At 54.4% G+C, this 26,835-nt stretch carries 22 protein-coding genes; 7 read left to right on the plus strand and 15 right to left on the minus strand.

Annotated features, from left to right (window positions below):
• Window positions 1-3: 3 nt before the first annotated feature.
• The 3 genes from TH63_RS16115 to queA all read right to left on the minus strand — a co-directional run bounded on the left by TH63_RS16115 (window position 4) and on the right by queA (window position 4,915).
• Entirely contained in the window at window positions 4-726 is a 723-nt protein-coding gene (locus tag TH63_RS16115) for a 2-C-methyl-D-erythritol 4-phosphate cytidylyltransferase (protein WP_048921850.1), read from the minus strand.
• A gap of 116 nt (window positions 727-842) precedes the next feature.
• The gene (locus tag TH63_RS16120) at window positions 843-3,452 is read right to left on the minus strand and encodes a PAS domain-containing sensor histidine kinase (RefSeq protein ID WP_082161761.1); all 2,610 of its coding nucleotides are present in this window, start codon (window positions 3,450-3,452) and stop codon (window positions 843-845) included.
• A gap of 416 nt (window positions 3,453-3,868) precedes the next feature.
• The gene (gene queA, locus TH63_RS16130) at window positions 3,869-4,915 is read right to left on the minus strand and encodes a tRNA preQ1(34) S-adenosylmethionine ribosyltransferase-isomerase QueA (protein ID WP_048921853.1); all 1,047 of its coding nucleotides are present in this window, start codon (window positions 4,913-4,915) and stop codon (window positions 3,869-3,871) included.
• 240 nt (window positions 4,916-5,155) lie between these two features.
• Between queA and TH63_RS16135 the strand changes: the two genes are divergently transcribed.
• The 7 genes from TH63_RS16135 to uvrA all read left to right on the plus strand — a co-directional run bounded on the left by TH63_RS16135 (window position 5,156) and on the right by uvrA (window position 16,476).
• A complete protein-coding gene (locus TH63_RS16135; RefSeq protein WP_048921854.1) occupies window positions 5,156-6,412 on the plus strand; it encodes an ABC transporter permease in 1,257 nt (418 codons plus the stop codon).
• A 213-nt stretch (window positions 6,413-6,625) separates the two neighbouring features.
• Window positions 6,626-7,489 (plus strand): LOG family protein, encoded by an 864-nt coding sequence (locus TH63_RS16140; protein ID WP_082161762.1) that lies wholly within the window; start codon window positions 6,626-6,628, stop codon window positions 7,487-7,489.
• A gap of 141 nt (window positions 7,490-7,630) precedes the next feature.
• Window positions 7,631-8,260 carry a PepSY-associated TM helix domain-containing protein gene (locus tag TH63_RS16145; protein WP_048921855.1) on the plus strand — a complete coding sequence of 210 codons (630 nt, stop codon included), beginning with the start codon at window positions 7,631-7,633 and terminating at the stop codon, window positions 8,258-8,260.
• A gap of 261 nt (window positions 8,261-8,521) precedes the next feature.
• Window positions 8,522-11,179, plus strand: a complete 2,658-nt coding sequence (locus TH63_RS16150; RefSeq protein WP_048921856.1) for a T9SS C-terminal target domain-containing protein — start codon at window positions 8,522-8,524, stop codon at window positions 11,177-11,179.
• A 34-nt stretch (window positions 11,180-11,213) separates the two neighbouring features.
• Window positions 11,214-12,326, plus strand: a complete 1,113-nt coding sequence (locus TH63_RS16155) for an alanine racemase (protein ID WP_048921857.1) — start codon at window positions 11,214-11,216, stop codon at window positions 12,324-12,326.
• A gap of 244 nt (window positions 12,327-12,570) precedes the next feature.
• On the plus strand, window positions 12,571-13,236 hold the full coding sequence (locus TH63_RS16160; protein ID WP_048921858.1) for a hypothetical protein: 666 nt from the start codon (window positions 12,571-12,573) through the stop codon (window positions 13,234-13,236).
• Between the two features lie 213 nt (window positions 13,237-13,449).
• Window positions 13,450-16,476, plus strand: a complete 3,027-nt coding sequence (uvrA, locus tag TH63_RS16165; protein WP_082161763.1) for an excinuclease ABC subunit UvrA — start codon at window positions 13,450-13,452, stop codon at window positions 16,474-16,476.
• 172 nt (window positions 16,477-16,648) lie between these two features.
• Here the strand turns inward: uvrA and TH63_RS16170 are convergent, their stop codons facing one another.
• The 12 genes from TH63_RS16170 to TH63_RS16225 all read right to left on the minus strand — a co-directional run bounded on the left by TH63_RS16170 (window position 16,649) and on the right by TH63_RS16225 (window position 26,729).
• Window positions 16,649-16,900 (minus strand): hypothetical protein, encoded by a 252-nt coding sequence (locus TH63_RS16170; RefSeq protein ID WP_156180658.1) that lies wholly within the window; start codon window positions 16,898-16,900, stop codon window positions 16,649-16,651.
• A gap of 530 nt (window positions 16,901-17,430) precedes the next feature.
• Window positions 17,431-18,096, minus strand: a complete 666-nt coding sequence (locus tag TH63_RS16175; protein WP_053093838.1) for a DUF4142 domain-containing protein — start codon at window positions 18,094-18,096, stop codon at window positions 17,431-17,433.
• A gap of 146 nt (window positions 18,097-18,242) precedes the next feature.
• Window positions 18,243-18,854 carry a DUF4142 domain-containing protein gene (locus tag TH63_RS16180; protein ID WP_048921860.1) on the minus strand — a complete coding sequence of 204 codons (612 nt, stop codon included), beginning with the start codon at window positions 18,852-18,854 and terminating at the stop codon, window positions 18,243-18,245.
• Window positions 18,855-18,972: 118 nt separating this feature from the next.
• Window positions 18,973-19,632, minus strand: coding sequence for a DUF4142 domain-containing protein (locus tag TH63_RS16185; RefSeq protein ID WP_048921861.1), 660 nt, complete (start codon window positions 19,630-19,632; stop codon window positions 18,973-18,975).
• A 58-nt stretch (window positions 19,633-19,690) separates the two neighbouring features.
• Complete coding sequence (locus tag TH63_RS16190) at window positions 19,691-20,254, minus strand: DUF4142 domain-containing protein (RefSeq protein WP_156180660.1); 564 nt, start codon at window positions 20,252-20,254, stop codon at window positions 19,691-19,693.
• A gap of 21 nt (window positions 20,255-20,275) precedes the next feature.
• A complete protein-coding gene (locus TH63_RS16195; RefSeq protein ID WP_048921863.1) occupies window positions 20,276-20,857 on the minus strand; it encodes a DUF4142 domain-containing protein in 582 nt (193 codons plus the stop codon).
• Window positions 20,858-21,119: 262 nt separating this feature from the next.
• Complete coding sequence (locus TH63_RS16200) at window positions 21,120-21,587, minus strand: hypothetical protein (protein WP_048921864.1); 468 nt, start codon at window positions 21,585-21,587, stop codon at window positions 21,120-21,122.
• Window positions 21,588-21,594: 7 nt separating this feature from the next.
• Complete coding sequence (locus TH63_RS16205) at window positions 21,595-21,786, minus strand: hypothetical protein (protein ID WP_048921865.1); 192 nt, start codon at window positions 21,784-21,786, stop codon at window positions 21,595-21,597.
• A gap of 150 nt (window positions 21,787-21,936) precedes the next feature.
• Complete coding sequence (locus TH63_RS16210) at window positions 21,937-23,586, minus strand: beta-N-acetylhexosaminidase (RefSeq protein ID WP_048921866.1); 1,650 nt, start codon at window positions 23,584-23,586, stop codon at window positions 21,937-21,939.
• A 152-nt stretch (window positions 23,587-23,738) separates the two neighbouring features.
• Entirely contained in the window at window positions 23,739-25,298 is a 1,560-nt protein-coding gene (locus tag TH63_RS16215) for a M28 family metallopeptidase (RefSeq protein WP_048921867.1), read from the minus strand.
• Window positions 25,299-25,390: 92 nt separating this feature from the next.
• Window positions 25,391-26,008 (minus strand): hypothetical protein, encoded by a 618-nt coding sequence (locus TH63_RS16220; protein WP_048921868.1) that lies wholly within the window; start codon window positions 26,006-26,008, stop codon window positions 25,391-25,393.
• Window positions 26,009-26,108: 100 nt separating this feature from the next.
• A complete protein-coding gene (locus tag TH63_RS16225; protein ID WP_076606512.1) occupies window positions 26,109-26,729 on the minus strand; it encodes a hypothetical protein in 621 nt (206 codons plus the stop codon).
• Window positions 26,730-26,835 lie beyond the last annotated feature (106 nt).

Consider the following 26,835-nt stretch of genomic DNA (forward strand, 5'->3'; position numbering starts at 1 on the left):
GCGTTATTTTTTAAGCGGCTCCGCCGATGGCTGGTTTTTCTCCTGTTGCAGAAAGGCCTCGGCCAGAAGCAGATCCTCAGGGGTAGTTAGTTTGATGTTTTTGAAACTGCCTTCCACCAGGTGGATCTTATGCCCGAACCGCTCCACTACCGAGGCATCATCGGTGAACAGCGGACTTTCAGGTTGGGCATAGGCGCGGCGCAACAGCGGCAACCTAAAGCATTGCGGGGTCTGCACCAGCCGGTAGGCCGAGCGGTCCACGGCTTTGGAACTGCCGCCCCGCACCCGTCTAATGGAGTCTTTCAAGGAAACCGCCACCACGGCCGTGCCCTGCGCGAAAGCCTTGTTATAGGCGGCCTGCAAAATGGCGTTGTCTACAAAAGGGCGCACCCCGTCATGCACGGCCACCACCCCATCTTGCTCCTGGTCTAGCGCAGCCAACCCATTCTTCACCGACTGAAACCTGCTGGTACCCCCCACCACCACCTGGTGCGGAAGGGTGAACGAATAGTCACCGCATAGGCCTTGCCAGGTTTTTACCTCGGCCTGCGGCAGCACCAATACCAGGGGCATAGTGGGGTCAAAGGCATGGAAGCGGCGCAGGGTATGCATGAGCACCGGCTCCCCGCCTATAGGCAGGAACTGCTTGGGCTGCGCGGCCTGCATGCGGCTACCAGACCCACCGGCCACAATAATGGCGTATTTTTTTAACTCAGACGAGGACATGGAGGCAAGATACACATTCAGACCCGCTCGTGGCAAACCCGTTTTAGGCCTGTTTTGGCGAAAACAGGCCTAAAACGCAAAACCAAATGCGCGTAGCCTGAAAGCCGTGCCTGTAATTAGAACTGCAGGGTAAAAGTAGTTCCCTGGTCTACCTCACTGGCCACGGTAAGGTTCCCACCCATGGCTTTGGCCTGCGAATGGGCAATGTAGAGTCCCATGCCCTTGCTGTCTTTGCGTTGGTGGAACCGCTGGTACAAACCAAAAATGCGCTCGCCGTACCGTTTCAGGTCTATGCCCAGGCCGTTGTCTTTGAAATGCAGGAACTGATGTCCGTCTACCGCCTCGGTGGTGACCTCAATGTGCAGCACCCGGTCCGGCGATTGGTATTTGATGGCGTTGGAGAGCAGGTTGAGCAAGATGCTGTACAGGTACCCGCCGTTGTAGTAGACCTCGGGCACCTGCGAGAAATCTGCGGTGACCTGGGCGCCAATCTCCGTGAGAAGCCCGTCCACGGAGAGGCGTACCCGCTCAAAGGCCTCGGGTAGGCTGATCTGTTCCTTTTGGGTGAGGGGTTTGTTTCTGATGACCAGGATCTCCAGCAGGTCATCAATAATGGTGTTGAGCTGCACGGTAGACTCCTTGAACTTCTGGATCAAAAGCTTGTTGCGGCCTTCGGGCACGGCGTCCAGGTCCAGCAGGTTAATGATGCCCGTTAGGTTAGACAACGGGGCCCGCAGGTTATGGGAGGTGATAAAGGTGAACTGCTTGAGATCGGCGTTGTTCTGGGTAAGCTCTGAGATAAGCAACTCGCGTTCCTGGGCATAGCTCTTGCGCAGGGTAATATCGCGCAGCATGGAGATCCAGTGCGTGAGCTGGTTCTTGTGGTTGAACATGGGAATGAGCAGCAGTTGGGCCCAGAAGCGGCTTCCGTCTTTGCGGTAGCTTTCCAGTTCGCCCTCGCAGGCCAGGCCGGCCTGCATCTGCCGAATGATCTCCTCCATGACCTGCGGATCGGTGTCGGGACCGTTCAGGAAAGAGGGGTCCTTGCCCAGCACCTCTTCCTGGGTATACCCCGTCATGGCAAAGAACGCGTTGTTGAAGTAGATAGACTCCAGGGAATGGAGGTCATCAGGTTTCACCTCACTGATGATGATGGCATCCTGGGCATTGGTGATGACAGATTCCAACAAACGCAGTTGCTGCTCCTCGGCTTTCTGCTGGGTAATATCGGTGAGTAGGGCAAACACCCTTTCTACCTGGCCGTGTTCATCCAGCAGCGGCTGCACCTGTAGTTTTATCCAGCGCTTTCCATGGGTTTTGGAGTACTGGAGCAGGTCACACTCCAGGGACTGCACCTTGCTCAGCCGTTCATCAATGTAAGCCAGGGTGCCCAGGTCTGTTTCCGCTCCACTCAGAAAGGAACCCAGGGTTTTTCCGGCAATCTCTTCCAGGGTATAGCCCAACATTCTGGTAAACGACGGGTTTACCCAGTGTACGGTCAGGTCTGGGTGCATGATCAGAACGCCGTTCACGGTCTCGCGGGCCACCACCGAAAGCTTCCGAAGCTCTTCCTCGGCCTGTTTCTGGGCCGTGATGTCCTGCATGGCCCCTACAATGCGCACCGGCTTCCCGACGTCATCCCTGATCAGGGAGCCTTGGTCCACCACGTAGGCATATTCGCCGTTGGCTTTCATGAACCGGTACTCCTCGCGCCAGAAGTCTTTGTTGGCATGGGTAATGACTTCCTCCAGGGAGGCATTGACGCGGTCCAGGTCCTCGGGGTGCACCTGGTGGGCCCAGAGGTCAAACTCCAGCCCGAACTCCTGCACCTTAAACCCGAACAGTTTCTCAAAGCCCAGCCCCCAGGCAATGGTACCGGTATGCAGGTCAAAGTCCCAGATGGCGTCGTTGGTCGCCAGGGTGGCGTAATAGAAGCGCTCATTGCTTTCTCTGAGTTCTTTTTCGGCCAGCTTGCTTTCCATGATCAACTGGAGCAGGTTACGCACGCTCTCCAAGGATGTCTCTTCTTCGCTCGTAGGCGCTTTGGCTTCCTGCAAATACACCACAAACGCCCCCAGCACTTTCTGCCCGGTGCTTACCACCGGGAATGACCAGCACGCGTTTATATCAAAGGAGCGCGCCAGTTCCTGCAGCAGCTCATTTTTTGATTCCTGTACAATGTGTTTGATGATCACTTTCTCCCCGGAGGATGCGTCTTTGAGAAAAGCTTCTTTGGCTTGCTCCAGCAAAATACCGTTCAAGGCCCTGGAGAAATCTGAGGGCAGGCTGGGCGCCGCCACAGGATAGAGCCGTTCACGCTGCAGTTGCAGGGCAGAGCACCGCATGTCCGGGTAAATCTTCTCTACCCCGGCCAGGTAAAAGGCCACTACGTCTTCCAGGCTGGTGCCGGGGGTCGCGTTCTTTTCCAGTACCCGCTTACCCAGCTGTTCCAGGGCAATGACGCGGCGGTACCTGGTGAACCTGCCCACGGGCAAAGAGGCAGCTGCCGCCGCGGCCGCGGTGGCGGACTGGTCTGGGAGTACGCCCGCCGCAATGAGGGCCTGGGCCTGCGCCAATTCCTGCTGCGTGCTTTCCAGTTCCAGGCGCAGACTCTCCAGCTTTTTCTGGGTCTGCTGCAAAGCCTCTTCCAGGGCCAGCAACTGGCTTCCGTCTGGGCTCTCTGAATTCTGAAAAACTAGCATGTCCTTTTCTTTCTGCTTCATCATGGCTTTACAGCTGAAACTCTATCATCCTGGCGGCGCCGGATGTTGGTGGCTCCTATATTTTTTCCTGGCACTGGCAAATATTCCTGCTTTTCTGGCTCGTTTGGTTGGGTCAGGCGTTTTAGGCCTGTTTTCAAGAAAACGCCCTTAAAACGCCTGGCCTTTATGTTGGTGTCCGGGTCTCCGGCTGCTGGCAAAAGCTGGTTTGGCCAGGCAGGGCCTAAGCGTGGTAACACTTAAAGCTACAGGGCTTAACGGCAACAGACACGACTGCAAACGGAGGAGCTAATCTACTAAAACAGAAACACGTAGCCTAGAACCCATTCTGCTTTTAGCCTATTATTCATGGAAAAAGTTAAAAAAGAAAGCCCCACCGGTTTCTAAACCAATGGGGCTTTCTTTTTTAAGAAGTGTATTCTTTACAGAATTAACATCACGTCTCCGTAGCTAAAGAACTTATATTCTTCTTTGATTGCGGTGCGGTAGGCTTCCATGACCAGGTCATACCCCCCAAAGGCGGCAGCCATCATCAGGAGCGTAGACTCCGGCATGTGGAAATTGGTGATCAGGGCGTTCGCGATTTTGAAATCATACGGCGGAAAGATGAACCGGTCCGTCCAGCCTTCGTTGGGCTTCAGGCGGTTGTTCGCCGACACCGATGACTCCAGGGCGCGCATGGTGGTGGTACCCACCGCGCACACGCGCTTCTTGGCATCCAGAGCCTTGTTCACAATTTTGGCGGTTTCCTCAGTCACAAAGAACTGCTCAGAGTCCATTTTGTGCTTGGTCAGGTCCTCTACGTCTACCGGCCGGAACGTGCCCAGGCCTACGTGAAGGGTTACCGGGGCCACATCCACACCTTTCAGTTCCAGGCGCTTCAGTACCTCTTTGGTAAAGTGAAGACCCGCGGTGGGGGCAGCCACGGCGCCAGTCACCTCGGCGTAGACCGTCTGGTAACGCTCTTCGTCTTCGGGCTCTGGCTCGCGCTTGATGTATTTAGGCAGCGGGGTCTCGCCCAGGCTATGCACAATCTTGTAGAAATCCTCATCCGGGCCGTCATACAAAAACTTGATGGTACGTCCGCGGGAGGTGGTGTTGTCAATAACCTCGGCTACCAGGTCGCTATCCCCGAAGTAGAGCTTGTTGCCCACCCGTATCTTACGGGCCGGGTCTACCAGCACATCCCAGAGGTGAATGCGCTTGTCCAGTTCTCTTAGCAAGAATACCTCAATCTTGGCGCCGGTCTTCTCTTTATTGCCGTACAAACGGGCCGGGAACACTTTGGTGTTGTTGGTCACTAGCACGTCACCCTCATCAAAATAGGTGATAATATCTTTAAAGATTTTATGCTCTATCTTGCCGCTGTCACGGTGCAGGACCATCATGCGGGCCTCATCACGGTGGGCTGCCGGGTGAGTGGCCATTAACTCATTGGGCAGGTCAAATTTGAACTCAGATAACTTCATATTTAATATTACGGTATTAAAATATTACGCAAAAACAGACCGCAAAGGTAGGCAGTTTGCCTTAATTTATATTACTTTCAGATAAATAAGTATCTTTACCCGCTTTGGTTGTCTCTAATGCCTAAACATAACACCCGCTGCTATGTTATCCATTAGCTGCCACCGCTGCGCCGGTTACCCCCTTTAACCTTTTCATTATTAACGCATTCCTTTTCACCCCATAATTCTGTAATTTCCCATATGATCTACTTCCGGCTGGTGTTAGAGAGTTTTAGGTTCGCGTGGCAGGCCCTGCGGGCTAACCTCCTGCGCACCATTCTCTCGTTGCTGGGGGTGACCATTGGTATCTTCGCCATTATCTCAGTATTCACCATTGTAGACTCTTTGGAGCGCAGCATCAGAGAGAGCATGAGCTTTGTGGGCGAGCGTATCATCTACGTGGAGAAATTCCCCTGGATCTTTAAAGGCGGCCAGGACATACCCTGGTGGAAATACATGCAGCGCCCACCGGCCAACAGCCGGGAGTTCAAGTACCTGGAAGGCACGCTGGAGAACGCCGAGGGCGTGGCCATGGTGTCACGGCGGGGCGGCAACACCTTTAAGCACCGCAACAACAGCATGAGCGGGCTTATGCTGCAGGGCGTCTCTAAAGACTTTAACAAAGTAGCCGAGGTACCTATTGAAGAGGGACGCTTTTTCACCCAACAGGAGGTAGAAGGCGCCCGCAACGTGATCATCATCGGCGCCGAGGTGGCCGAGAACCTCTTCCCTTACGGCGGTGCCCTGGGGGGCGACATTAAGATAAAAGGCCAGAAGTTCACGGTGGTGGGCGTCATGGAAAAACAAGGGGCCGGTCTGTTTGAGGGCCTGCCCACCAATGACAAAAACGCGTACGTGCCCTTTGGGGCCTTCGGGAAGATGTTTGCAGGCGGCCCGCGGGGCATTCAGCCGGTGCTCATGATCAAGGGCAAGGCAGAGGATGCGGGGCTGCAGAACCTGGAGTATGAGGTAAAAGGCAAGATGCGCACCGTGCGGGGCCTCAAACCCTATGAGGAAGATAACTTTGCCGTGAACCGCTCAGAGATGATGGCCGACGCCATTGGCGAGATGTTCTCCATCATCGGCATAGCCGGCTGGGTGATTGGCGGGTTCTCTATCTTGGTGGGCGGCTTTGGTATTGCCAACATCATGTTTGTGTCTGTGAAAGAGCGCACCAATATCATAGGCATTCAGAAATCACTGGGGGCCAAGAACTTCTTTATTCTGTTCCAGTTCCTGTTTGAGTCTGTGTTCCTGAGCCTGATTGGCGGGGGCGTGGGCATTCTGCTAGTGTCTTTGATAACCTTAATCCCCATGGGCACGTTGGATATTATCCTTACGCCCGGAAACATCCTGCTGGGGTTGGGCGTATCGGTCGTGATTGGCGTTCTCTCCGGCATTATCCCGGCCGTGATCGCCTCCCATCTGGACCCGGTTATTGCCATCAGGTCAAAATAATTCAGTTTTTATTTTCAGATGAATGCCATGGGACTTCCCTCCACCCTGCGCGCGTTGCTGCCTGCGCCTTTTCCAGACCCCAACCACCGGCAGCCCTGAACTCATGCAAGCGTACCTAGGGGGCTTCCACCCGACTAATAACAATAATATAATTTTTGACGTGCCCGTTTCCGGCTTGTTTTCCGTAGAATGGGCTTAATACATGATTGATCTATGACGAAGTTGAGAAAGACGAGTAAAACAAAGTTGCATGATGAAGTGCAGAATGCCGGCAGCGGCACCACCATCATTCAGCCAGATGTAAATGATAACAAAGTTGGTTCCCTGCAGGAAGCCAAGAAAATAGCCAAGCGCGAAACCCCCATCATCAGTGATGATGACAAGCGCATTAGAGAGGCGTTTACAGACAAGAACTGGAACGAGATCAAGATCGCGGACTCCTGGCAGATCTTTAAGGTGATGTCTGAGTTTGTGGAAGGCTTTGAGAAAATGGCCAAGATTGGACCTTGCGTGTCTATCTTCGGCTCGGCCAGAACCAAACCGGAGAATCCCTACTATAAAATGGCCGAGGAAATTGCCGCCAAACTGGTGCGCCACGGCTACGGCGTGATCACGGGCGGTGGCCCGGGTATCATGGAAGCCGGTAACAAAGGCGCCCACTCAGAGGGAGGCCGCTCGGTGGGCCTGAACATTCAGTTGCCTTTTGAGCAGTTCAACAACATCTACATAGATCCAGACAAGATCATCAACTTTGACTACTTCTTTGTACGCAAAGTGATGTTCGTGAAATACGCCCAGGGCTTTATTGGCATGCCCGGCGGCTTTGGTACCTTGGACGAACTGTTTGAGGCCATCACGTTAATCCAGACCAAGAAGATTGGCAAGTTCCCGATTGTACTGGTGGGCAAAGCCTACTGGGGCGGGATGTTTGACTGGATCAAGGACGTAATGCTGGCCCAGGAAAGCAACATCAGCCCCGAGGATCTGGACCTGGTGCACCTGGTAGACAACGCCACCGATGCCGTGACCGTCATTGATGAGTTCTACAGCAAATACCTGCTGTCTCCCAACTTCTAAGAGAAAAGCGAACGGCCTGTTTTGGGCCTGTTTTCAGAAAAAGAGCCCGGAAACGTTTCCGGGCTCTTTTGGTTTTAGCCCTGCCTGTAATACACTAACTTTGCTTAAACTGAGTTTATAGAGTAACCCCGCCCCCGCGTCATGACCCCAGATAGCACCAAAAGACAGAGACAGGCCCGCGTGCTCCGCGATTTCCGGAAAGTGCACCGGATCACGGGCGCCCTGCTGTTCGTCTTTTTCTTTGTGTTGGCCCTTACGGGGCTTCTGCTGGGCTGGAAGAAACACACGGGCGGCGTGATCCTGGCCAAGACCTACACCGGCTCCTCTACCAACCTCAAAGACTGGCTCCCTGTGGACAGCCTCACCGCCAACGCCTTTCAAGCCATTAGAGATTCCCTGGGCCAGGAAACGCCCCTCACCCTGGACCGCATAGACCTTCGCCCGGACAAGGGCACCGCCAAGTTCACGTTTGTGGAAGGCTACCTGGGCGTGCAGCTGGACGGGGCCACCGGCCAAACCCTGCACCTGGAAAGCCGCCGCGCCGATTTTATTGAGCACCTGCATGACGGCACCGTACTGGACCGGTTATTTGGAGTAGAGAGCGGCATTTTGAAAGTCATCTACAGCACCATCATGGGCGTGGCTTTGCTCATCTTCACCATTACCGGTTTCTGGCTTTGGTACGGGCCCAAGCGCATGAAACAGGAGAAGCCCACCCTTGTGGCCCAGCCAAACCGTCCGCGCACCGGCAGGCCCCTCCACGGCGAGTAATCAGGATTTCCTTTTCCGGCACCGGGATCCTGCCTGTCTTTTCATTTCCGTTTTAAGGGTGTTTTCCGGGAAACAGGGCCAAAACGTAACGCCCTGAGGCTGTGGTGTGAATAGCTGCTTTCTGCTATTTTAAATTCGCGGCGGCTTTCTTAGATTTGTTTCCCCTTTTTTCTTCACCCATACTTTTCAGCTGTGCGCCCCTTTGCTTGTTCCCGGCTCTGGCCCCTGGCCCTGTGCCTTGTTTTTCCCTGCTCCTGCCTTATGACCCAGGTATTTGCCCAAAGCCAAAGGCAAAGCACCATCTGGTATTTTGGCAATAACGCCGGGCTTGATTTCACTTCCGGAACGCCTATCCCCCTTCTCAACGGTGCCATGCAAACCAGTGAGGGCTGCGCCTCCATTGCAGACCAGCAGGGCAACCTTTTATTTTACACAGACGGGCTCACGGTCTTTAACCGCCACCACCAACCCATGCCCAACGGCACCGGTTTGCTGGGCAACAGCTCCACGGCGCAGGCCGCGGTCATAGTGCCGGCGCCCGCCAACCCGCAGTGGTATTATGTCTTTACCAACACCAATAATGCCCGCCCCAACGGGTTAACCTATAGCCTGGTAGACATGACCCAGGATTCTGGCGCCGGCAATGTCATCCAGAAAAACACCTTCCTTTTTGCCCCCACCTCAGAGATGGTGACCGCGGTACGCCACCAGAACCAGCAGGCTTATTGGGTGATGACCCATGAAAACGGCAGCAACGCCTTCAGGGCCTACCTGGTTACCTCTGCCGGCGTAAGCCCCACGGCGGTCATCAGCCGGATAGGCACCACCCATGCCCCAGAGCCTACCGGTAACACAGCCATTGGGTGCATGAAATTCTCGCCGGACGGCAAAAAACTGGCGGTGGCTTCTTTTGGCGTGGGCGCCGAGGTCTATGATTTTAACGCCGCCACCGGCGAGGTCTCTAACCCCATCAGGATACCGGGCTTTTCGCAGGGCTACGGGGTGGAGTTCTCGCCAGACGGGTCATTGCTCTACATCACTACCGGCGGAAACACCCAACTGCTGCAGGTAGACCTCAAAGCCGGTTCTCCCGCCAGCGTGGCCGCCTCAAAGATGGTCATCGCCAACATTGGCCAGGACGGATCTACGCGCTACGTGGGCGGAAGCCTGCAACTAGGCCCAGACGGGAAACTGTACGTGGCCCGACCCACCAGTGCCCACCTGGGAGTGGTGCAGAAGCCTAACCTGCGCGGCGCGGCCTGCACCTATGTAGACCAGGGGCTTTACCTGGGCGGAAAAACAAGCATGTGCGGCCTGCCGGTGTTCCTGCAAAGCCTGTTTTACTATGACGGGCAACTGCACCTGGCCAACACCTGCTTCGGGGACGTGACCCAATTTACCTTAGATGCGCCCCTGCCGCCGTCTCCGGTGACTACCCTCTGGAACTTCGGAGATCCGGCGTCGGGCGCAGCCAACACGTCTAGTGAGGTAGCACCTTCGCACCGCTTCACCGCCCCCGGCACCTACACCGTGAAACTGACCCGCACCTACGGTACCACCTTTGAGGAATACACCATCACGTTTGTGGTCAACCCCTTGCCGGCCGTGAACCTGGGCCCTGACCGTAACATCTGCCCTGGCTCATCTACCGTGCTGGACGCCACCCTGCCCAATGCCACGGCTTACCGCTGGAGCAACGGCAATACCCAAGCCAAGTTAACGGTCAACCAGCCCGGCACCTACTGGGTAGACGTGACCGTGAACGGCTGCACCACCCGTGATGAGGTTACCATCGGTTCGTTCCCGGTACCTGCCGTGGAATTGGGCCCAGACCGCCAGCTGTGTCAGGGCGAGACCCTACTCCTGGACGTGGCGCTACCCAACACCACCTACCGCTGGCAAGACGGTTCCACTAATTCCTCCTTCCTGGTGACCGCCCCCGGCCGGTATGAAGTCACCCTTACTAACGCCCAAGGCTGCTCTACCACAGATGCCGTCACCATTGGCTACAAACCTCTGCCCATTGTCAACCTGGGCCCCGACCGCGTGCTGTGCGCCGGTGACCCGCTGGTGCTGGGGGCTGCCCAGGCCAATGCTACCTACAAGTGGCAGGATGGCTCCACTTCCGCTACCTTCTCCCCTACCCGCACCGGCACGTATTGGCAGGAGGTGACCATCAATGGCTGCACCAGCCGTGACGAAGTAAACGTGCTCTTTAACCCCGTGCCGCAGGTGAACCTGGGCCGTGACACCACCCTTTGTGACGGGCAGACGCTGCTGCTCAACATGGCCCGCGCCAACGCCACCTTTAAATGGCAGAACGGGTCTACCCAGCCTACCTTTACCGTTTCACAGGCCGGTACCTACTGGGTAGACGTCACCAATGAGCTGAACTGCACCACCCGTGATGAGATAAAGGTGCACTACCTCACGCCACCCGCCATTGAACTGGGCAATGACACCACCCTTTGCTACGGCGACACGCTTACCATTGGACAGATCCTGCCTAACGTGACCTATCTCTGGCAAGACGGCTCCACCAAACCCACCTTTGCCGTAACCCGGCCCGGCACCTACCGCGTGACCGCCTCTCTGCAGCACTGTAGCCAGACAGATGTGATTACCGTGAAGTTTAAAGACTGCGTAGGCGGCTTGTTCATTCCTAACATTATCACGCCCAACCATGACGGGGTTAATGACAACTTCTACATTATGGGCCTCCAGAACTCTACCAATCCTGCCCGTGAGGAGCAGTGGGAACTGTCAGTCTATGATCGCTGGGGCAAGCGGCTCTACCATACCCGTCACTACCAGAATGACTGGCAAGGCGAAGGTCTGATGGACGGCGTGTACTTCTATCACCTGGTGCATAGCAAAGACGGCAGGCTTTTTAAAGGATGGGTTGAGATTGTGCGGTAAAGGTGTATCTTTCGTACACTGCAACTCTACGGCTATGTCTTATCTTGACCAGATTTCAGAACCTACGCTATTGTTGAACGAGCAGATAGCGCGCGCCAACATCCGCCGCATGGCGGAGAAAGCCCGCCGGGCCGGGGTGCGTTTCCGGCCCCACTTCAAGACCCACCAGTCTAAACAGGTAGGTGAGTGGTTCAAAGAGGAAGGAGTGAAAGAAATCACCGTTTCCTCAGTGAAGATGGCCGCGTATTTCGCCCATCACGGCTGGACCGATATCACTATCGCCTTCCCGCTCAACCGGCGGCAGTTGCCCCAGATAGCCAAGCTGGCTCCTCAAATCACCTTAAACCTGCTGGTTACCTCCGCTGATGACGTGGCCTTTTTGCGGGAAAATTTGCGCCCCCCGGTCCATATCTGGGTAAAGATTGATACCGGCTACGGCCGCACGGGCATCATGCCCAAAGACACCGTCGCCCTGGATGCGGTCATGACCGAACTGGCCAGTACCCCGCAACATTCCTTTTGCGGCTTCCTGGCCCATGCCGGACACACCTACAAGACCCGCCATTTGGGCACCATCGCCTCTATTCATGAGCAGACCCTGGAAAAACTGCAGGCCCTGAAAGCCAGATACGCCCCGGCCTGGTCTGAGCTGGAGCTTTCTGTAGGAGACACGCCCAGTTGCAGTGTCATGGATGATTTTACCGGCATAGATGAGATACGCCCCGGCAACTTTGTGTTCTATGACCTAACCCAGAACCAGATTGGGTCCTGTACCCTGCCCGATATTGCCGTGGCCATGGCCTGCCCCGTAGTAGCCCTGCACCCCGAACGCAACGAAGTCATTCTTTACGGCGGCTCGGTGCACTTCTCCAAAGACGCGCTTTCGTTGCCTAACGGCAGCACCATCTTCGGGCTGGTAGTCCCGCTCAATGAAAAAGGGTGGGGAGAACCATTGCCCCAAACCTCAGTCATTTCCCTGTCTCAGGAACATGGCGTGGTGCACACTACTCATGATTTGATGAAGCATTTCGAATTGGGGGGCTTGGTGGGTGTGCTGCCAGTGCACGCCTGCCTGACCGCGGATTTAATGAAAGGGTATTTGACGCTGGATGGTAAGCGATTGGAGCATTTGAGTGGGGTGGTGTAGGAATGGGAGATTGCGCTCTGGGTATCTTTTCTCTTTTTGTCGTCCTGAAAGATTCTTCCCCTTCTATGTCATCCTGAAAGGATCTTGGTGGCGAACGGTAATAGCACCTACTACAAGGCTTTTCTAGTTTGCCCACAAGATCTTTCCAAGATGACAGAAGGAAAGTAATCGTTTTTGACTTGTTTTATGGAAAATAAGCTCAAAACGCATCTATTCACTATACCTTCACTACCCGTCTACTCACATGATGCGCATCAGAATCTTACTTTGCTTCTGTTTCCTCTGCCTTACCTTAGGTTGTGAAAATAATGTTCAGAGAACAACAGAAAATAGCCTTGAGCAAAGTATTACGCTCATCACTCTAGGGATTGCAGATTCAGCCACAAAGGAAAACAATGGGCATGGAATCATGCGCTGTCTGTACATTGACATTAGCAATGAAAGGTTCATACTGTACACTAAATTCCCTGAATCTGGCTCAGTTAATTATTTTAAAAGAAGCCAAACCTCTGGCTCCATCAAAGGCATAAAAAAAAGCTCAGCGGCAAGGCACTATCTCAAAAATATAAAAGCATTGCCAAATGGCAATTTAATTCCCAATTACACAGACGGCGCTCTTCATTGTGGCCCTACTAGACTCACCATTATCAAAGCAGGAAACATTGAGAAAGGATTTGCTACAGATGGTGACCAATATGCCTTTGAGCTTTTTAATGAGGTGGAAACCTTACGTGAGTTACCTATCAACAAGAAATCAATTTCTACCAGAATCACCCTTAACGAGGATAGTATTCTAGTCCCAGTCCTTACACACACAGAATTTTCAACGCTTCACAAAGGCATTCCTCTTGCAACCCCACCGCCTATTAGAAATGACATTAAGTTTTTCCCATCGCCCAGCAAAAACTAACCAACCCGTTTTGGGGTGTTTCGCGAAAAACACCCCAAAACGCTTTAACTGAAAAACTCCCCTCTCTACGGGAGAGGGGCCGGGGGTGACGCTAAAAACTCCCGGCTCCAACTAAACTATTCCGGGCTTATTTCGGTTAAGAAGAGATGCACGGCCCGCTCCTATTCTAGCGCGGGAATGTCTACCTTTGCCCTTTAAACCGAAACCGATCGGATGACGCCAAAAGAATCTGCCGCTACGTCTGTAGCCAAACATAAAACCACCACCGTGGATGTACCTTTCATTGAAGTGTACGGCGCCCGGGAACACAACCTCAAGAACATCAGCCTTAAGATACCGCGCAACGAGTTGGTGGTTTTCACGGGCATCAGCGGCAGCGGAAAGTCGTCGCTGGCCTTTGACACCATCTACGCCGAGGGGCAGCGCCGCTACATGGAGACCTTCTCGGCCTACGCGCGCTCTTTCCTGGGAGGTCTGGAACGGCCCAACGTAGACAAGATTGAAGGGCTTTCGCCAGTGATTTCTATTGAGCAGAAAACCACCTCGCGCAACCCCCGCTCCACCGTGGGCACCATCACCGAGATCTACGATTTCCTGCGTCTGCTCTACGCCCGCACCGCCGAGGCCTACAGTTACGTGACCGGTGAGAAGATGATCAAGCAGTCTGATGACCAGATTGTGCAGCATATTCTGGAGCATTTCAATGGCAAGCGAACCATCATTCTAGCCCCGGTGGTGAAAGGCCGCAAAGGCCATTACCGCGAGCTGTTTGAGCAAATAAGAAAGATGGGCTTCATTAGGGCCCGCATTGACGGTGAGTTGATAGAGCTCACGCCCAAGATGCAGCTGGATCGCTACAAGATCCACGACATTGAGATTGTGATTGACAAGCTGGTACCCAGTGCCGAGGACCGTTACCGCCTGTCTACCTCTATCCAAAACGCATTGCAGCACGGCAAAGGCACCGCCCTGGCCATGGACGCTGACACCAACGAGACGCAGTTCTACTCCCGCCATTTAATGGACCCGGCCACCGGCATTGCCTATGATGATCCGGCGCCTAACACCTTCTCCTTCAACTCGCCGTACGGGGCCTGCCCGGTGTGTAACGGTCTGGGCGAAATCCAGGAACTGACCGAGGAATCCATTGTACCAAGCAAGAGCGTAAGCATCAGCCGCGGCGGTATTGCGCCTTTGGGTGAGTACCGCGACATCTGGATTTTCTCCCAGATACAGGCTTTGCTCAAGCGCCATAAGCTTTCGTTGATGGCTCCTATTGAGGACATCCCCGAAGAAGCCTGGCATCAATTGATGTATGGTTTTGAAGAGGAAGACCCGAAGGGCAAGAAAGAGCCGTTTGTGTTTGAGGGGGTCATCAACTTCCTGAAGAAACAACTGGAGTCTGACTCTGACAACGTGCGCGCTTGGATTCAGGAATACACCCAACAAAGCACCTGCCCCGAGTGCCATGGCTACCGCCTGAAAAAGGAATCGCTTCACTTCAAACTGGACAACAAACACATTGGGCAACTGTCTGAAATGGACATCCAACAGCTCGCTGATTGGATTGCCAACCTGGAGGAGCGCCTGAACGAGCGCCAGAATATGATTGCCCGTGAGCTCCTGAAAGAGATTCGTAAGCGGATTGGCTTCCTGGTAGACGTAGGGCTGGAGTACCTGCATTTGCACCGCTCCGTGCGCACCTTGTCCGGCGGCGAGAGCCAACGGATTAGACTGGCCACGCAGATTGGAACGCAGTTAGTAGGCGTGCTCTACATCATGGATGAGCCTAGCATTGGCCTGCACCAGCGCGACAATGAGAAACTGATCAAAGCGTTGCAGGACCTGCGTGATTTGGGCAACTCAGTGGTAGTGGTGGAGCACGACAAGGACATGATTCTGGCCGCCGATTACGTGGTGGATATCGGTCCGGGGGCGGGTATTCATGGCGGGCAGGTGGTAACGGCCGGTACGCCTAAAGAAATGATGGAAAGCGGCACGATCACCGCTGACTATCTGAGCTACCGCCGCGGTATACCCGTGCGCAAGCAGAAACGCGCCGGCAACGGCAAAAGCCTGATCTTGCATGGCGCCACCGGCCACAACCTGAAGGACGTGACCCTGGAGCTGCCGCTGGGTAAATTGATCTGCGTGACGGGCGTGTCGGGCAGTGGGAAATCGTCGTTGATCCATGACACCCTCTACCCTATCCTGAACAAGCATTTCTTCCATGCCAAGCGGGAGCCGCTTCCGTTTAAAAACATTGAAGGGCTAAACCAGATTGACAAGGTGATTGAGGTAGACCAAAGCCCTATTGGCCGGACGCCCCGCTCTAACCCCGCCACCTACACGGGGGTGTTCACGGAGATCAGAAGCCTGTTCGCATCTATGCCGGAGGCCAAGATCAGAGGGTACGCCGCAGGCAGGTTCTCCTTCAACGTGAAAGGCGGCCGCTGCGAGACCTGTGAGGGCGCCGGCATGCGCACCATTGAGATGAACTTCATGCCAGACGTGTATGTGCCCTGCGAGACCTGCAAAGGCAAACGATACAACCGTGAGACCCTGGAAGTACGGTTCAAAGGCAAGTCGGTGACTGATATACTAGACATGACGGTGGAGATGGCTACTGAGTTCTTTGAGCACCAACCCCGTATCCTGCGCAAAATAAAGACCTTGAATGATGTAGGCTTAGGCTATATCACCCTCGGCCAACAGGCCACCACCTTATCTGGCGGCGAGGCCCAGCGCGTGAAACTGGCTACCGAGCTCTCTAAGAAAGATACCGGCCGTACGCTCTACATTCTGGATGAGCCTACTACTGGTCTGCACTTCCAGGATATTGAGCACCTCTCAGATGTGTTGAACCGCCTGGTGGACAAAGGCAACTCGGTACTCATTATTGAGCACAACATGGACCTGATCAAGGTAGCTGATCACGTGATTGACATAGGCCCCGAAGGCGGTGCCAAAGGTGGTTTCATTGTGGCGCAGGGTACCCCAGAGGAGGTAGCCGCCCTGAACCTTGGCTACACCGCCCGTTTCTTAGGCGATGAACTACGGACCAGCCCCTATGTAGACGCTCCGGCCTTTATAGAGGATGAGCCGGAAGCTGAGGAGGAAGCGCCCGTTGCGGAGAAGAAAACCCGCGGCCGCAAGAAGAAAGAAGTCTCCGCTGAAACTGCCCCGGTACCGGCCGTCAAAGAAAAGAAAACCCCGGGCCGGAAGAAGAAAACAGAATAGCGTTTCGGGGCTGTTTTACAGAAAACAGCCCCGAAACAGAAAACTTCACAAACAGAAAAGCCTTGCTCCCAGAGCAAGGCTTTTCTGTTTGTGGCACTGTAATTCTTCCTTCGGTTTGCCTCAGCAAGTCAATTGTGGAACGCTGGCGCGAAGGCAGAAAGACCTTTTATTTCTAGTGGGCAGCTTCGGCAGCAGGCGCAGCTTTCTCTGTAACTGAATCAGCGGGTGCAGCGGCGGAAGTAGTGTCAGCGGTGGTGGCAGCAGCCGGGGCGTGCGCCTCTGCTGAGTGAGCCGTGGTAATTACTTCTTCTCCCAGGGCCGTTCCAGAACCTGTGTCATTGGGGTCTGTGGAAGACGTATAGGTAGAGCACGCAGAACCTACTAACAGAGCGCAGGCCGCGAAAAAGGGCATTATATGTTTCATGGGTTTAGTAAAGTTTTGCCCAAAGGTACTCTCCGGTTTCCAAAAAACAATTTCCATTTTCCGGAGCTTGGCATCAGGTCTGTCAGATGTTCCGTTTTCAGATCACGCAATGCGTATTGGGTGGATTCTCCCCGGAAAGCAATAACCAAACGTTAGAGGAAGGCTTGTTCTTGTAAGGTCATTCCATGGCGCAAGCGTCTCCTGGGGTCCGTACGTTTTAAAGATAAACATGAACTCAATGAATGAGCCATCCTGTCTGCCTGGGGTAAGATGCCTTTCAAGATGCAGACTCTCCCCTCAAGGGGAGAGTCCATTTTTTGTTACCGAGTTCTCGTTAAGTATCAGTAGTCTTGGGCCATTAGTAAATGAATTTATAGGCCAAAGCAAAATTAAGCCTCTACCAGAAGCCAGGCCTCCAAAACCGTTTTAGGTAAAGCTGTTTCAGGCCCATTTTCCTAAAAACAGCCCTAAAACAGAACGCTCCTCTTCAAAAGAAAGAGGAGCGTTCTGTTTACGCTATAGAAAGAAGCTTACTTCTTCAGCTTGTCAAAAATGGGTTGGGCCGCTTTGCGGTGGTCACGGAGCACGGGAAGCGTTTTGGCCGCGAAGGCTTTCACCTCGGCATCTTGGCCGGAAGCGGACTGGCGCTCAAACTCCATAATGTCTTTGTCATGGGCCTGCACCATGTGCTGCATGTATACCTGGTCAAACTCAGCGCCGGCAGTGGCTTTGGAGAGCATGTCCAGGTGGGACTGGTGTTCTGCCATTAGGCCGGCCGGGAGCGTGATGCCCTTTTTGGCGGCCAGCGCCTTCAGCTCTGTATTGGCTTTGGTGTGGTCAGTGACCATGCGTTGGCCAAACTGTTTCACGGCGGCATCTTTGGCTTTGGTGCTGGCCAGCTTACCGGCCTCTACCTCCATCATGCCGCCGCTGGCCGCTTTCATCAGGAAGGCCTGGTCCTGGTTCTGGATGGCCGCGGCGCTGTCTGGGGTGGCCCCGGTGGCCGGGTTATCAAAGGTGGCGTTGTTATTGGCTTCTGCCACGGCCTTGCTGCTGGTGTGGGTGGTAGGCACTGCAGAAGGCGTCATGCTATAGCCGGTGGCCAGGTCAGCGGGGTCTGTGGTAGCGGTATAGGTATTGCAGGCGGCGCCGGTCAGCAAAGCTCCCACCGCAAATAAAGGCATCAGTTTTTTCATAGTTTTTTTAGAGGTAAGGCGAAGAATGTAGTTTCTGTTGTCTGACCCTTATACGGCGCAAGGGTGCAGTGGTTAAGCGCCGACCGTTCATAGAAAAGCCAGTCAGCTGGGCCACTGACTGGCTTCTGCCAATTGGGTAAAAGCGGTTAATCTACGGTGTCTTCAATTTGGTTGGCCATCTCCAGGTGAGACCGTAAAACGGGCAGGGTCCTGACCGCGAAGTCTTTGACGGCACTGTTTTCAGCACTGGTGGTTTTGGCTACAAACATGTCAATGTCCCGTTTATGGGCTTTCTCCATCAGGTCCATGTACGCTTCATCAAAGCTTTTGCCAGTTTTCACTTTCAGTTTGTCAGCCATCTCGCGGTGCATCTGGTTTAAGACGGTGGGCAGTTCTACGTTCATGGCGGCGGCCACGGCGTTGAGTTCCTCGTTGGCTTTGGTGTGGTGGTCTACCATCATCTGCCCGAATTTCTTCACTTCCGGGTCCATAGCGGTTTTGGCGGCCAGTTCGCCCAGCTCCACTTCCATTAGACCGCTGCTGGCGGCCTCTATCAGAAAGGCAGCATCAGACATGTCAGTAGAAGAGATGCCGGTGCCCCGTGCGCCGGCCGCCGTGCTCACAGGGGCCGCCGTGGTATCAGAGGCAGAAGTTTCAGCGGTAGAAGTAGTAGTGGTGTCAGAGGAGGTGTCGGTGCTGCTACAGCCCATGGTCATGGCCAAGGCAGAAGCCAAGATAATAGATGGTATTTTTTTCATAGTGTATGGTATTTGTTATAGTAAGCTATACGCCCTCTCTGCTTTGTGGTTGAAATAGAAAAAGAAAGGCCAGCCTCCCTTTGAGAAGCTGGCCTTTTGTACCGGTATATGTCTATGCTTACTGTCTTTCCACCTTGTCTTCCAGTTCATCTGCCTGGTGTTCATGGGTGCGCAAGATGGGCAGGGTCCTGATGGCGAAGGCCCTGATGGACGTAGTAGGCGCTTTGTTGCTGATTACCTCATACAAGGCAATATCCTGTTCATGCACGTCCTCTAGGTCATCCATGTATTTCTTGTCAAACTCGCGGCCGGTCAGCTTGGAGAGCTTGTCTACTATTTTCTGGTGTTCTGGCAGCATTGAATTTGAGAGCGTCACGTTCATGCCCGCCGCCAGGGTCATGAGTTCTTTGTTGGCCTTGGTGTGGTGTTCTAGCAGCATACGGGCGAAGGCCTTTACCTCTGAGTGCGCAGAACGGTCCAGGGCCAGTTGGGCCAGTTGCATTTCCAGCATGCCGCTGCTGGCCGCCTCCGCTAAGAAAGAAGCTTCGGTGATGACGCGGGCCCCGTGCATCATGCCGCCGGGTACGGTAGTGGTGCCGGTCTGCACCACGGCGTCTGCCGGGGTGGCGGCGGTTCCGCCGGCGGCGCTGGCAGCGGTCACAGAAGCGGCGTAGGCATCAGTTGTAGGTACGTTATTAGACGTGTTGGCGTCTATTTTACTGCAGGCGGCGCCAGCGGCCAGGGTAGTCAAGGCAAATATATATGCTATCTTTTTCATAGTGCTCGGGTTAAGGTTGTTTGTTCTGTAGCGGGGGACCAATGCCTGGTCCATGCGGCTACGGCAAAATATTCTTGAGCTGGGTAGCCAGCCTCAGCTGCCCCTGAAGCACAGGCGTGGTTTTGATGATGAAGCCGCGCAGCGCCAGGTTGCCGGCCGCCGTGGCCGAATTCTGGTAGAGCGCAATATCCTGCTGGTAGGCCAGTTCCATTTCACGGGCAAAGGCCCGGTCAAAGTCTGAGCCCGTTAGTTGGGTTACCCGGTCATAGACCGCCTGGCGGCCCGAAGGCAGTGCCATGGGGTAGGTGACGCGCAGTTGCTGGGCAATGCCCTTCAGTTCTGCCACGCTTTTGGTATGGTTGGTCACCACCGCCTTCGCGAATTCACGGGCCTCCAGGTTGGCGGTTTTCTGTACGGCCACCTCACTCAGGCGTAGCCGAAGCTGCTGTCCGCCGGCGGCGGTTTCAATAAAGGCCTGGTCTGCCTGCGCCGTGGAAGTGGCGCCCGTTCCGGTGCCGGAACCGCCGGTGCTGCCCCCCATGTCTGTGGTGGCACAGCTGGTAACTGCCCACACAAGGCAAGCCAGGAGCAAAGCCTTGCCTGCCCTGGCGGTACGTAGCATGTTCTTTTTCACCGGTGGCGCTTAGTTGGCTTGAAGTTCTTCTAACTGCTCCTCCAGTTGTTCGGCCTGGGTGAGATGCGCCCGCAGGGTGGGCAGCGTTTTCGTGACGAAATTCTTGATCTCCATGTCTTTTCCCTCTTCGGCCATCTCTTCAAACTCATGGATGACGTCTTTGTGGTCTTTCACCATGGCCTCTATGTACGCTTTGTCAAAGGCAGCGCCCGACTTGCTCATGATCTCATTGTAGGTTTCCTGGTGGTCTTTGCCCATTGTGGTAGGTACCATGAGATTTTTAAGGTCTGCGGTCTGCTTGAGCTGCGCGTTGGTCTGGGTGTGGTGGTCCAGCATCATTTGCCCATACTTTTTTACCCGGGGGTCTACCGCTTTGCTGCTGGCCAGGCGACCCAGTTCTACCTCAAAGAGCCCGGCGCTGGCGGCCTTGGCCACAAACCAACCGGCTTTCTCGTCTTTGCCTGTACTCTCCAGCAGGTTTTCATTGTGTTTCCCGGCGGCGTCTACAGAGGTAGAGTCAGACGAGTTTCCGCACCCAGCGGCCAATGAGGCACCTGCTGCAAAAAGCAGGTAGAACAGGTAGTTTTTCATAGTTAGATCTTGTACGTATGGCTCACAGGAATGCCCTGTCTCGTTCATTTTACGGCATGAATCGTGTAGGGTTGATATAGGCCAGTTTTGCCCCACTGTTTTATCCTGCAGTACCCCAAGAAAAGGAAAGGAAACAGTTGGTTTTGCCAGGTGCCACCAAAGCAAAAAGGCCTAAAAAGAAAAAGGTGTTTTGAGCCTGTTTTCAGAAAAACAGGCTCAAAACACCCTGGTATCGACGTACGCCGAAATGGATTCTATTGTATTACAGACTTACTCCTTTTCGCTTGCCGGCTTGCCGGATGGCTTCGCGCACGGTGTCTTCATATTCCTCAGGAATGGAGTCAAAGGTGACCTCGCCGCCCTGCCCGGAAACCAGGCGATACATGAGCCGGTCTGGCAGTACCCGTAGCAGGCTTATCTCACTCCAGAGCAGGGTAAGCGGTGCTTGCCGGGGTTGCAGCTTGAGCTCCAGGTGGTCTTCGGTGACCTGCACATACCGCTTGCCGGCGGGCTTGCTGCGCCGCCAGGCCACTATGCCGTAGGCAATAGCCAGCGCCAATTGGAGCAGGGGCAGAAAATAGACGCTAAGCACCGTTTCTTCTGCTGTATATTGTTTGTACACCCCAACGCCACCTACTACCAAAAACACCAGCGCCATGAAAAGATACAGCCAGGAAATGGTAGAGGCATTCTGTTTAGACGGCGAAAGATTTAAAAAGAAAGTCTCCATAAGCGTACTATTTTGATGGGTTACTTTTCCTGTGCCTAAGCACCAGCACAATTTTAAAGCCAACAAAGGTGATAAACCCTATAAAAGACAACAGGGGCACCAGAATGTTAGGGTGCTCCAGGTTGTACATGAGAATAAGAAAAGAGATCACTAACATGCCGTTCAGCAGCATGTTGGCGGTGACGTTACGGTTATTCATAAAACACGAAAGGGTATTCAGTAAAGGTAATCACTTGCGCCCAGTCCCCCAATCACCATAAGCAGGTATACGCACGGCCCGTCATCCGTTTTTTTTATAACGCCGTGGAAGCCAGAATAGTATCTACTTAGCTAACATCGGGGAAGGCATTTATTTGTCTGCCACGGTCCACTGCTCAAAGTCTTTAAAGTAGCCGCTGCCCCAGAACGCATACCGGGGCAAGATAAAACCCTTGAGCCTTCTTTTAAAGTCTGCATAGTCTTTCTTGGCTGGGTCTGTCCAGAGCACCTCACTGAGGGCGGTCATGCGCGGGAAGACCATGTACTCCACCTTAGACGGGGTTTCCATGTACTCGGTCCAGACGTTGCCCTGGGCGCCTAGAATATACTTGTCCAGGCGGGCTTTCTTCAGTTCTGCCGGTACCGGGTTGTAATTATACACGGCATCCAGCGGGTTATAGCCATGAATGGCCAGGCTGTCATTGGGGTCTTTGGATTGGTAGGCGTCAAAATACAGCGGGCTGCCCGGGGTCATGATGACTTGGTGGTGCCGTTTGGCAGCCGTAATCGCTTCCTGGTCACTGCGCCAGTTCATGATGACCGCTGTGGTGTCCAAGTCGCCCTCCAGAATCTCATGCCAGCCAATGGTTTTCTTGTTTTTAGCGGCCAGGTACCCAGATACTTTTTTGATGAAATAGGTCTGCAGTTCTTTTTCGTCTTTTAGCCCGTTGGCCTTCATGAATTCTTGGGTGCTGGGGCTGGCTTTCCACCAGATCTTGCTGCACTCATCGCCGCCCAGGTGAATGTACTCAGAGGGAAAAAGGTCTGCCACCTCGCCAAACACGGTCTCCAGGAACTTAAAGGTAGCGGGGTTGGGCGCCAGCACATTGTTCTGCCGGTTGTACATGCCCCAGGTGTTGGCCACCTGCCACGCCGAGTCCGGCTTAGTGCTGAACTCGGGGTACGCGGCAATGATGGCCCGGCTGTGCCCCGGAATATCAATCTCCGGGATGACGTTGATGCCCCGCACGGCGGCGTATTTGATGATTTCCCGCACCTGATCCTGGGTGTAGAAGCCGCCGTAGCGGGTGGAGTCATAGCGGGCGGGCTCGGCCTTGAAGTGCCCAATAAGCGTGGAGTTTCGCCAGGCGCCTACGCTGGTGAGTTTGGGGTAGCTTTTGATCTCCAAGCGCCAGCCCTGGTCATCTGTTAAGTGCCAATGGAAGTTGTTGAACTTATGGAACGCCAGGTAGTCAATGTATTTCTTGAGGAACGCCATGGGGAAGATATGCCGGCTCACATCCAGGTGCATGCCGCGGTACGCAAACCTGGGGTAGTCTTTGATCTCCACTGTGGGCAAATGCACTTCTTTCACTTGCTTGAGCGGCAGCAACTGCAACAGCGTCTGGATGCCGTGCACCATGCCCGGCACGTCACGGGCCTTGAGCCTGATGTAATGTGCCCCGGCCTCCAGCCAGTACATCTCGGGGCGGTTGGCTTCAATGGGGTCATGCAAGAGCATGATTCTGGTGTGCCGGCCCAGTTTGGTCTGGGGTGTGGCAATCTCTAACCTGAGGCCAATCTGGTGCTGCAGCAACTCCTGCAGATACACGGCCTGCTCCTGGTAGTTAGCATCGGCTATGATGAAGGTGTGCTTGTCAATCTCCACCGGTTTTTCACCGGTAGCGGTAAAGGAGACCGGTTTGGGCACAATGTTATTGACCAGCAGGTTCTGCGCATCACACCCCAGGGCGAGGAACACAAACGCCGGCAACAGAAGAAAGGACCAGAGGTTTTTCATAGGAAAGCTAGTTTGGGGCTGTTTTGGGTTTTTCAGGCTTAAAACAGAAGACACCGTGAAAGTAACGGCTAATCTCTGATAGTGTCAACATGAAAACGGCCTTTCCCCAGATTACCCGAAGAAAGGCCGATAAGATTCAAAATAAAAGCAGCTTATGACTGCGGCGGTCTAGGCGCTGGCAATGGCTTGCGGGGCAGCTTGTCCTTCCGGATGGCGGTTTGGTACACAAAGTTGGCCACAATCACGGAGGCTTGCTTCAGGTCATCGGCCTGCAGGCGGTCATAGGTGTCCATGTTGGTGTGGTGGGTACGGGTGTTGTACTCCAGGCCGTCCTGAATAAACTGGAAGCCGGGCAGACCCAGGCCGTCAAAAGAGAGGTGGTCGGTGCCGCCGGTGTTGCGGTTGGTCACGGTGGTGGCGCCCAAATCATTGAACGGTTTCATCCACTCATTGAATAACGGCGCTACCGCCTCATTGCCCTGGGTGTAAATGCCTCTGATCTTGCCAGAGCCGTTATCCAGGTTGAAGTAACCGGCAATTTTCTCATGCTCCGGTAGTAGTTTCATGGTAGCAGGGTCGCCCAGGTGTTTCTTGGCGTAGCCGCGGGAACCGTACAGGCCTTGCTCCTCGCCTCCCCAAAGGGCAATGCGAATGGTGCGTTTCGGTTGCAGGTTCAGGGCTTTGATAATGCGTACGGCTTCCATCATGACGGCAACCCCGGCGGCATTGTCCGTGGCCCCGGTGGCGGCATGCCAGGAGTCAATGTGGCCGCCCAGCATCACAATCTCAGACTTCAGTTTCTTGTCGGTGCCCGGAATTTCGGCTATCACGTTGTAGCCCTGCGGGTCTTCGGTAAGGAAACGGGTTTTGCTTTCCAGCTCCACCTCTACCGGAATGCCGGCGGCCAGTAGGCGGCTCATGCGGCCCAGGTCCTCGGCGGCCATCTCAAACTCAGGCAGCGCCGGTTGGGCATCTACCGCGTAAGAGGCGCCGTTGCTGGTGAAGAACGTACCATGCGAACCACTGCGTCCGCTAAACATGGCTACCGCCCCTTCTTTCTGGAACATCTCACTCATCTTGCCTACCAGGGCGCGGCGCGCGCGCATGGCGGTCATCTGCTCCTCGGTCATAGGCGTACGGCCGGCAGTAGACTGCGTGGGCTCAGCTAATTTCTGCAGTTGCTCGTCTGTGTAGCGGCTGGCATCTGCCGTGAAGGTGGTTTTGATAGGCGTGGTCACTTCCATCATCACCACTTTGCCTTTGAGTTTACCCGCGTATTGGGCAAGGTCTTCTTCCTTGGCGGCTTTCACCAGCACTACCTGCGCCTTTACCGGGCCGTTGGTGCTGGGAGTCCAGGCTTTGGGCGACCCGATCATGGGCTGGTAATACGGCTTGGTAAGCGCCAGGTAGGATTTCTCTACTTCCCAGCCTTTGCCGAACGTGCCCCAAGGCTCAATCACGGCGTTCTTCAATCCCCAGGAGGTTAGCTTGTCTTTGGCCCATTGGTTGGCCTTGGCCAGCCCGGTAGAGCCCGAAAGACGGGGCCCGTTCACGTCTGTGAGGTAGAAGGCAATGTCCATTACCTGAGACTTATTGAGGCCTTCCTGGCGGATTTTCTCCACCACGGCCGCATCTAAGGGCTCTACGGTTTGGGCAACCCCGGGCAAAGCCAGAAAGGACGCGCCCAGTAAAATTAAAAACGCTTTGTTCATGAGTGTGTTTGTTTGTAGTGGTGGAATGGGGAATGAAAAAGAGCACCGGCGCCCCGGTTCTCTCATTAGTAGCCTGATGGGGAAAAGAATTACTAACGGTCTGTTCTAAGGTAGCAATTTTCCAGTTGATAGTGCCCGGGCTTGGTGATGCGGTAGACTTCCAGGCAGGTCCAGCGGCTGCCGGATCGCTCTGAGTGGAAATGCCGTTTTACCAGCACCAGGTTTTTCTTGAGGAGCACAATGGGGTAAGAATAGGCGTAATAGGTGGCCGGGGCCAGGCTTAGCTGCTGAAGCACCATGATGTTCTCAGGGAAATCCTCTTGGGTCCATTCAAACTTATCTTGCTTTCTCAGGCGGTTTTTGATGTGCGCGAAGTCCTGCTTGGAGAGCTTGTAGTCAAGCCTCAGCATTGGGCCCGCCCCAAACCACCCTTGCCGGGCCATGATCCTGGACTCGTCTGAGAAATTCACCTTGGCCAGAAGCGAGTCATTTAAATAAACATCGGCCAGCGGAACCGGAAGAATAGTCTTGTCTACCCGGTTATGCTGCCCGGCCTGCTCAGACAGGTAGCGCAGGAAATCCTTTACCACCTGCGCTTCGGTTCTGGGGGCCTGCGCCCACGCGCCGGAAGTGGCACCAAACAAAAAGCAGAAGAAAAGGAAAAAAGATAAAAGCTTGAAGCGCATGGGGTTAGCAAAGGGGAATTTCATGTACAATATCTTAAAATCTGGCATCAATCACAAACCCGCCGCCCGTACCGTCTTGGGTACGTTTTAGGCCTGTTTTGGCAAAAACGGCCTTAAAACAGAATTACAGAGCCACGCCCCAAAGGCTGATGCCTAGCATAAACCCCAGAAAGAAACCGGTATAGACCTGCTTGGTGGTGTGGGCCCCCAGGGCCAGGCGCGCGGAGATGACGGCGCCACTAATGACCAGCACCGCAATGACCGGGTACAGCAGATAGGTCTCGGGGAGCCAGCTGTGCAGAAGCACCAGCAACCCCAGCACCCCTCCCAATCCCATGCTGTGCGCGCTTATTTTCCAGAACTGATTAATCACCAAGGTAAGATATACCGAGGCCGTGATCACGCCCATGATCATCCAGAAGAGGTAATCAAAGAAAGACATCCTGAAGAACAGCACCGTGAGCACTGTGTAGCAGACGGCGGCCACGGCCAGGGGCCAGCGGCGGTCGGTGCGGGCGTCCAGGGTGAGCGAGGCCACAAATCCGGCCTGCTGCAGGATAAGCGTACCAAACACCGGCAAGAGAAATGTGAGAATGAACACCAGCACCACAATCAGCCGCCGGCCTGCGGGCGGGTAGGCAAACACCTCCGGCGGCAGGTAGTACAGCAGCAGCACAAACAGGTAGGTGGGCAGCAGCAACGGGTGAAAAAGCACGGAAAGCACCGTTGCGAGACGAGGATTCACTTATTAATTAAGAATTAAGAATTAATAATTAAGATTTGGCGCTCAGTTGGGCTGACTCCAGTTATCTACAGGCACTCTTACGTTGATCATACTTATATAAAATTCT

This window comes from Rufibacter radiotolerans, assembly GCF_001078055.1.
Taxonomy (GTDB): domain Bacteria; phylum Bacteroidota; class Bacteroidia; order Cytophagales; family Hymenobacteraceae; genus Nibribacter; species Nibribacter radiotolerans.

What these genes read in the sequence shown, in the direction of transcription:
- TH63_RS16215 (WP_048921867.1), bottom strand. Translation starts at nt 25,298, where the DNA reads ATGAACAAAGCGTTTTTAATTTTACTGGGCGCGTCCTTTCTGGCTTTG.
- TH63_RS16120 (WP_082161761.1), bottom strand. Translation starts at nt 3,452, where the DNA reads ATGATGAAGCAGAAAGAAAAGGACATGCTAGTTTTTCAGAATTCAGAG.
- TH63_RS16190 (WP_156180660.1), bottom strand. Translation starts at nt 20,254, where the DNA reads ATGCTACGTACCGCCAGGGCAGGCAAGGCTTTGCTCCTGGCTTGCCTT.
- TH63_RS16220 (WP_048921868.1), bottom strand. Translation starts at nt 26,008, where the DNA reads ATGAAATTCCCCTTTGCTAACCCCATGCGCTTCAAGCTTTTATCTTTT.
- TH63_RS16185 (WP_048921861.1), bottom strand. Translation starts at nt 19,632, where the DNA reads ATGAAAAAGATAGCATATATATTTGCCTTGACTACCCTGGCCGCTGGC.
- queA (WP_048921853.1), bottom strand. Translation starts at nt 4,915, where the DNA reads ATGAAGTTATCTGAGTTCAAATTTGACCTGCCCAATGAGTTAATGGCC.
- TH63_RS16205 (WP_048921865.1), bottom strand. Translation starts at nt 21,786, where the DNA reads ATGAATAACCGTAACGTCACCGCCAACATGCTGCTGAACGGCATGTTA.
- TH63_RS16160 (WP_048921858.1), top strand. Translation starts at nt 12,571, where the DNA reads ATGATGCGCATCAGAATCTTACTTTGCTTCTGTTTCCTCTGCCTTACC.
- TH63_RS16180 (WP_048921860.1), bottom strand. Translation starts at nt 18,854, where the DNA reads ATGAAAAAAATACCATCTATTATCTTGGCTTCTGCCTTGGCCATGACC.
- TH63_RS16210 (WP_048921866.1), bottom strand. Translation starts at nt 23,586, where the DNA reads ATGAAAAACCTCTGGTCCTTTCTTCTGTTGCCGGCGTTTGTGTTCCTC.
- TH63_RS16200 (WP_048921864.1), bottom strand. Translation starts at nt 21,587, where the DNA reads ATGGAGACTTTCTTTTTAAATCTTTCGCCGTCTAAACAGAATGCCTCT.
- TH63_RS16195 (WP_048921863.1), bottom strand. Translation starts at nt 20,857, where the DNA reads ATGAAAAACTACCTGTTCTACCTGCTTTTTGCAGCAGGTGCCTCATTG.
- TH63_RS16145 (WP_048921855.1), top strand. Translation starts at nt 7,631, where the DNA reads ATGACCCCAGATAGCACCAAAAGACAGAGACAGGCCCGCGTGCTCCGC.
- TH63_RS16150 (WP_048921856.1), top strand. Translation starts at nt 8,522, where the DNA reads ATGACCCAGGTATTTGCCCAAAGCCAAAGGCAAAGCACCATCTGGTAT.
- TH63_RS16135 (WP_048921854.1), top strand. Translation starts at nt 5,156, where the DNA reads ATGATCTACTTCCGGCTGGTGTTAGAGAGTTTTAGGTTCGCGTGGCAG.
- TH63_RS16170 (WP_156180658.1), bottom strand. Translation starts at nt 16,900, where the DNA reads ATGAAACATATAATGCCCTTTTTCGCGGCCTGCGCTCTGTTAGTAGGT.
- TH63_RS16115 (WP_048921850.1), bottom strand. Translation starts at nt 726, where the DNA reads ATGTCCTCGTCTGAGTTAAAAAAATACGCCATTATTGTGGCCGGTGGG.
- uvrA (WP_082161763.1), top strand. Translation starts at nt 13,450, where the DNA reads ATGACGCCAAAAGAATCTGCCGCTACGTCTGTAGCCAAACATAAAACC.
- TH63_RS16175 (WP_053093838.1), bottom strand. Translation starts at nt 18,096, where the DNA reads ATGAAAAAACTGATGCCTTTATTTGCGGTGGGAGCTTTGCTGACCGGC.
- TH63_RS16155 (WP_048921857.1), top strand. Translation starts at nt 11,214, where the DNA reads ATGTCTTATCTTGACCAGATTTCAGAACCTACGCTATTGTTGAACGAG.
- TH63_RS16140 (WP_082161762.1), top strand. Translation starts at nt 6,626, where the DNA reads ATGACGAAGTTGAGAAAGACGAGTAAAACAAAGTTGCATGATGAAGTG.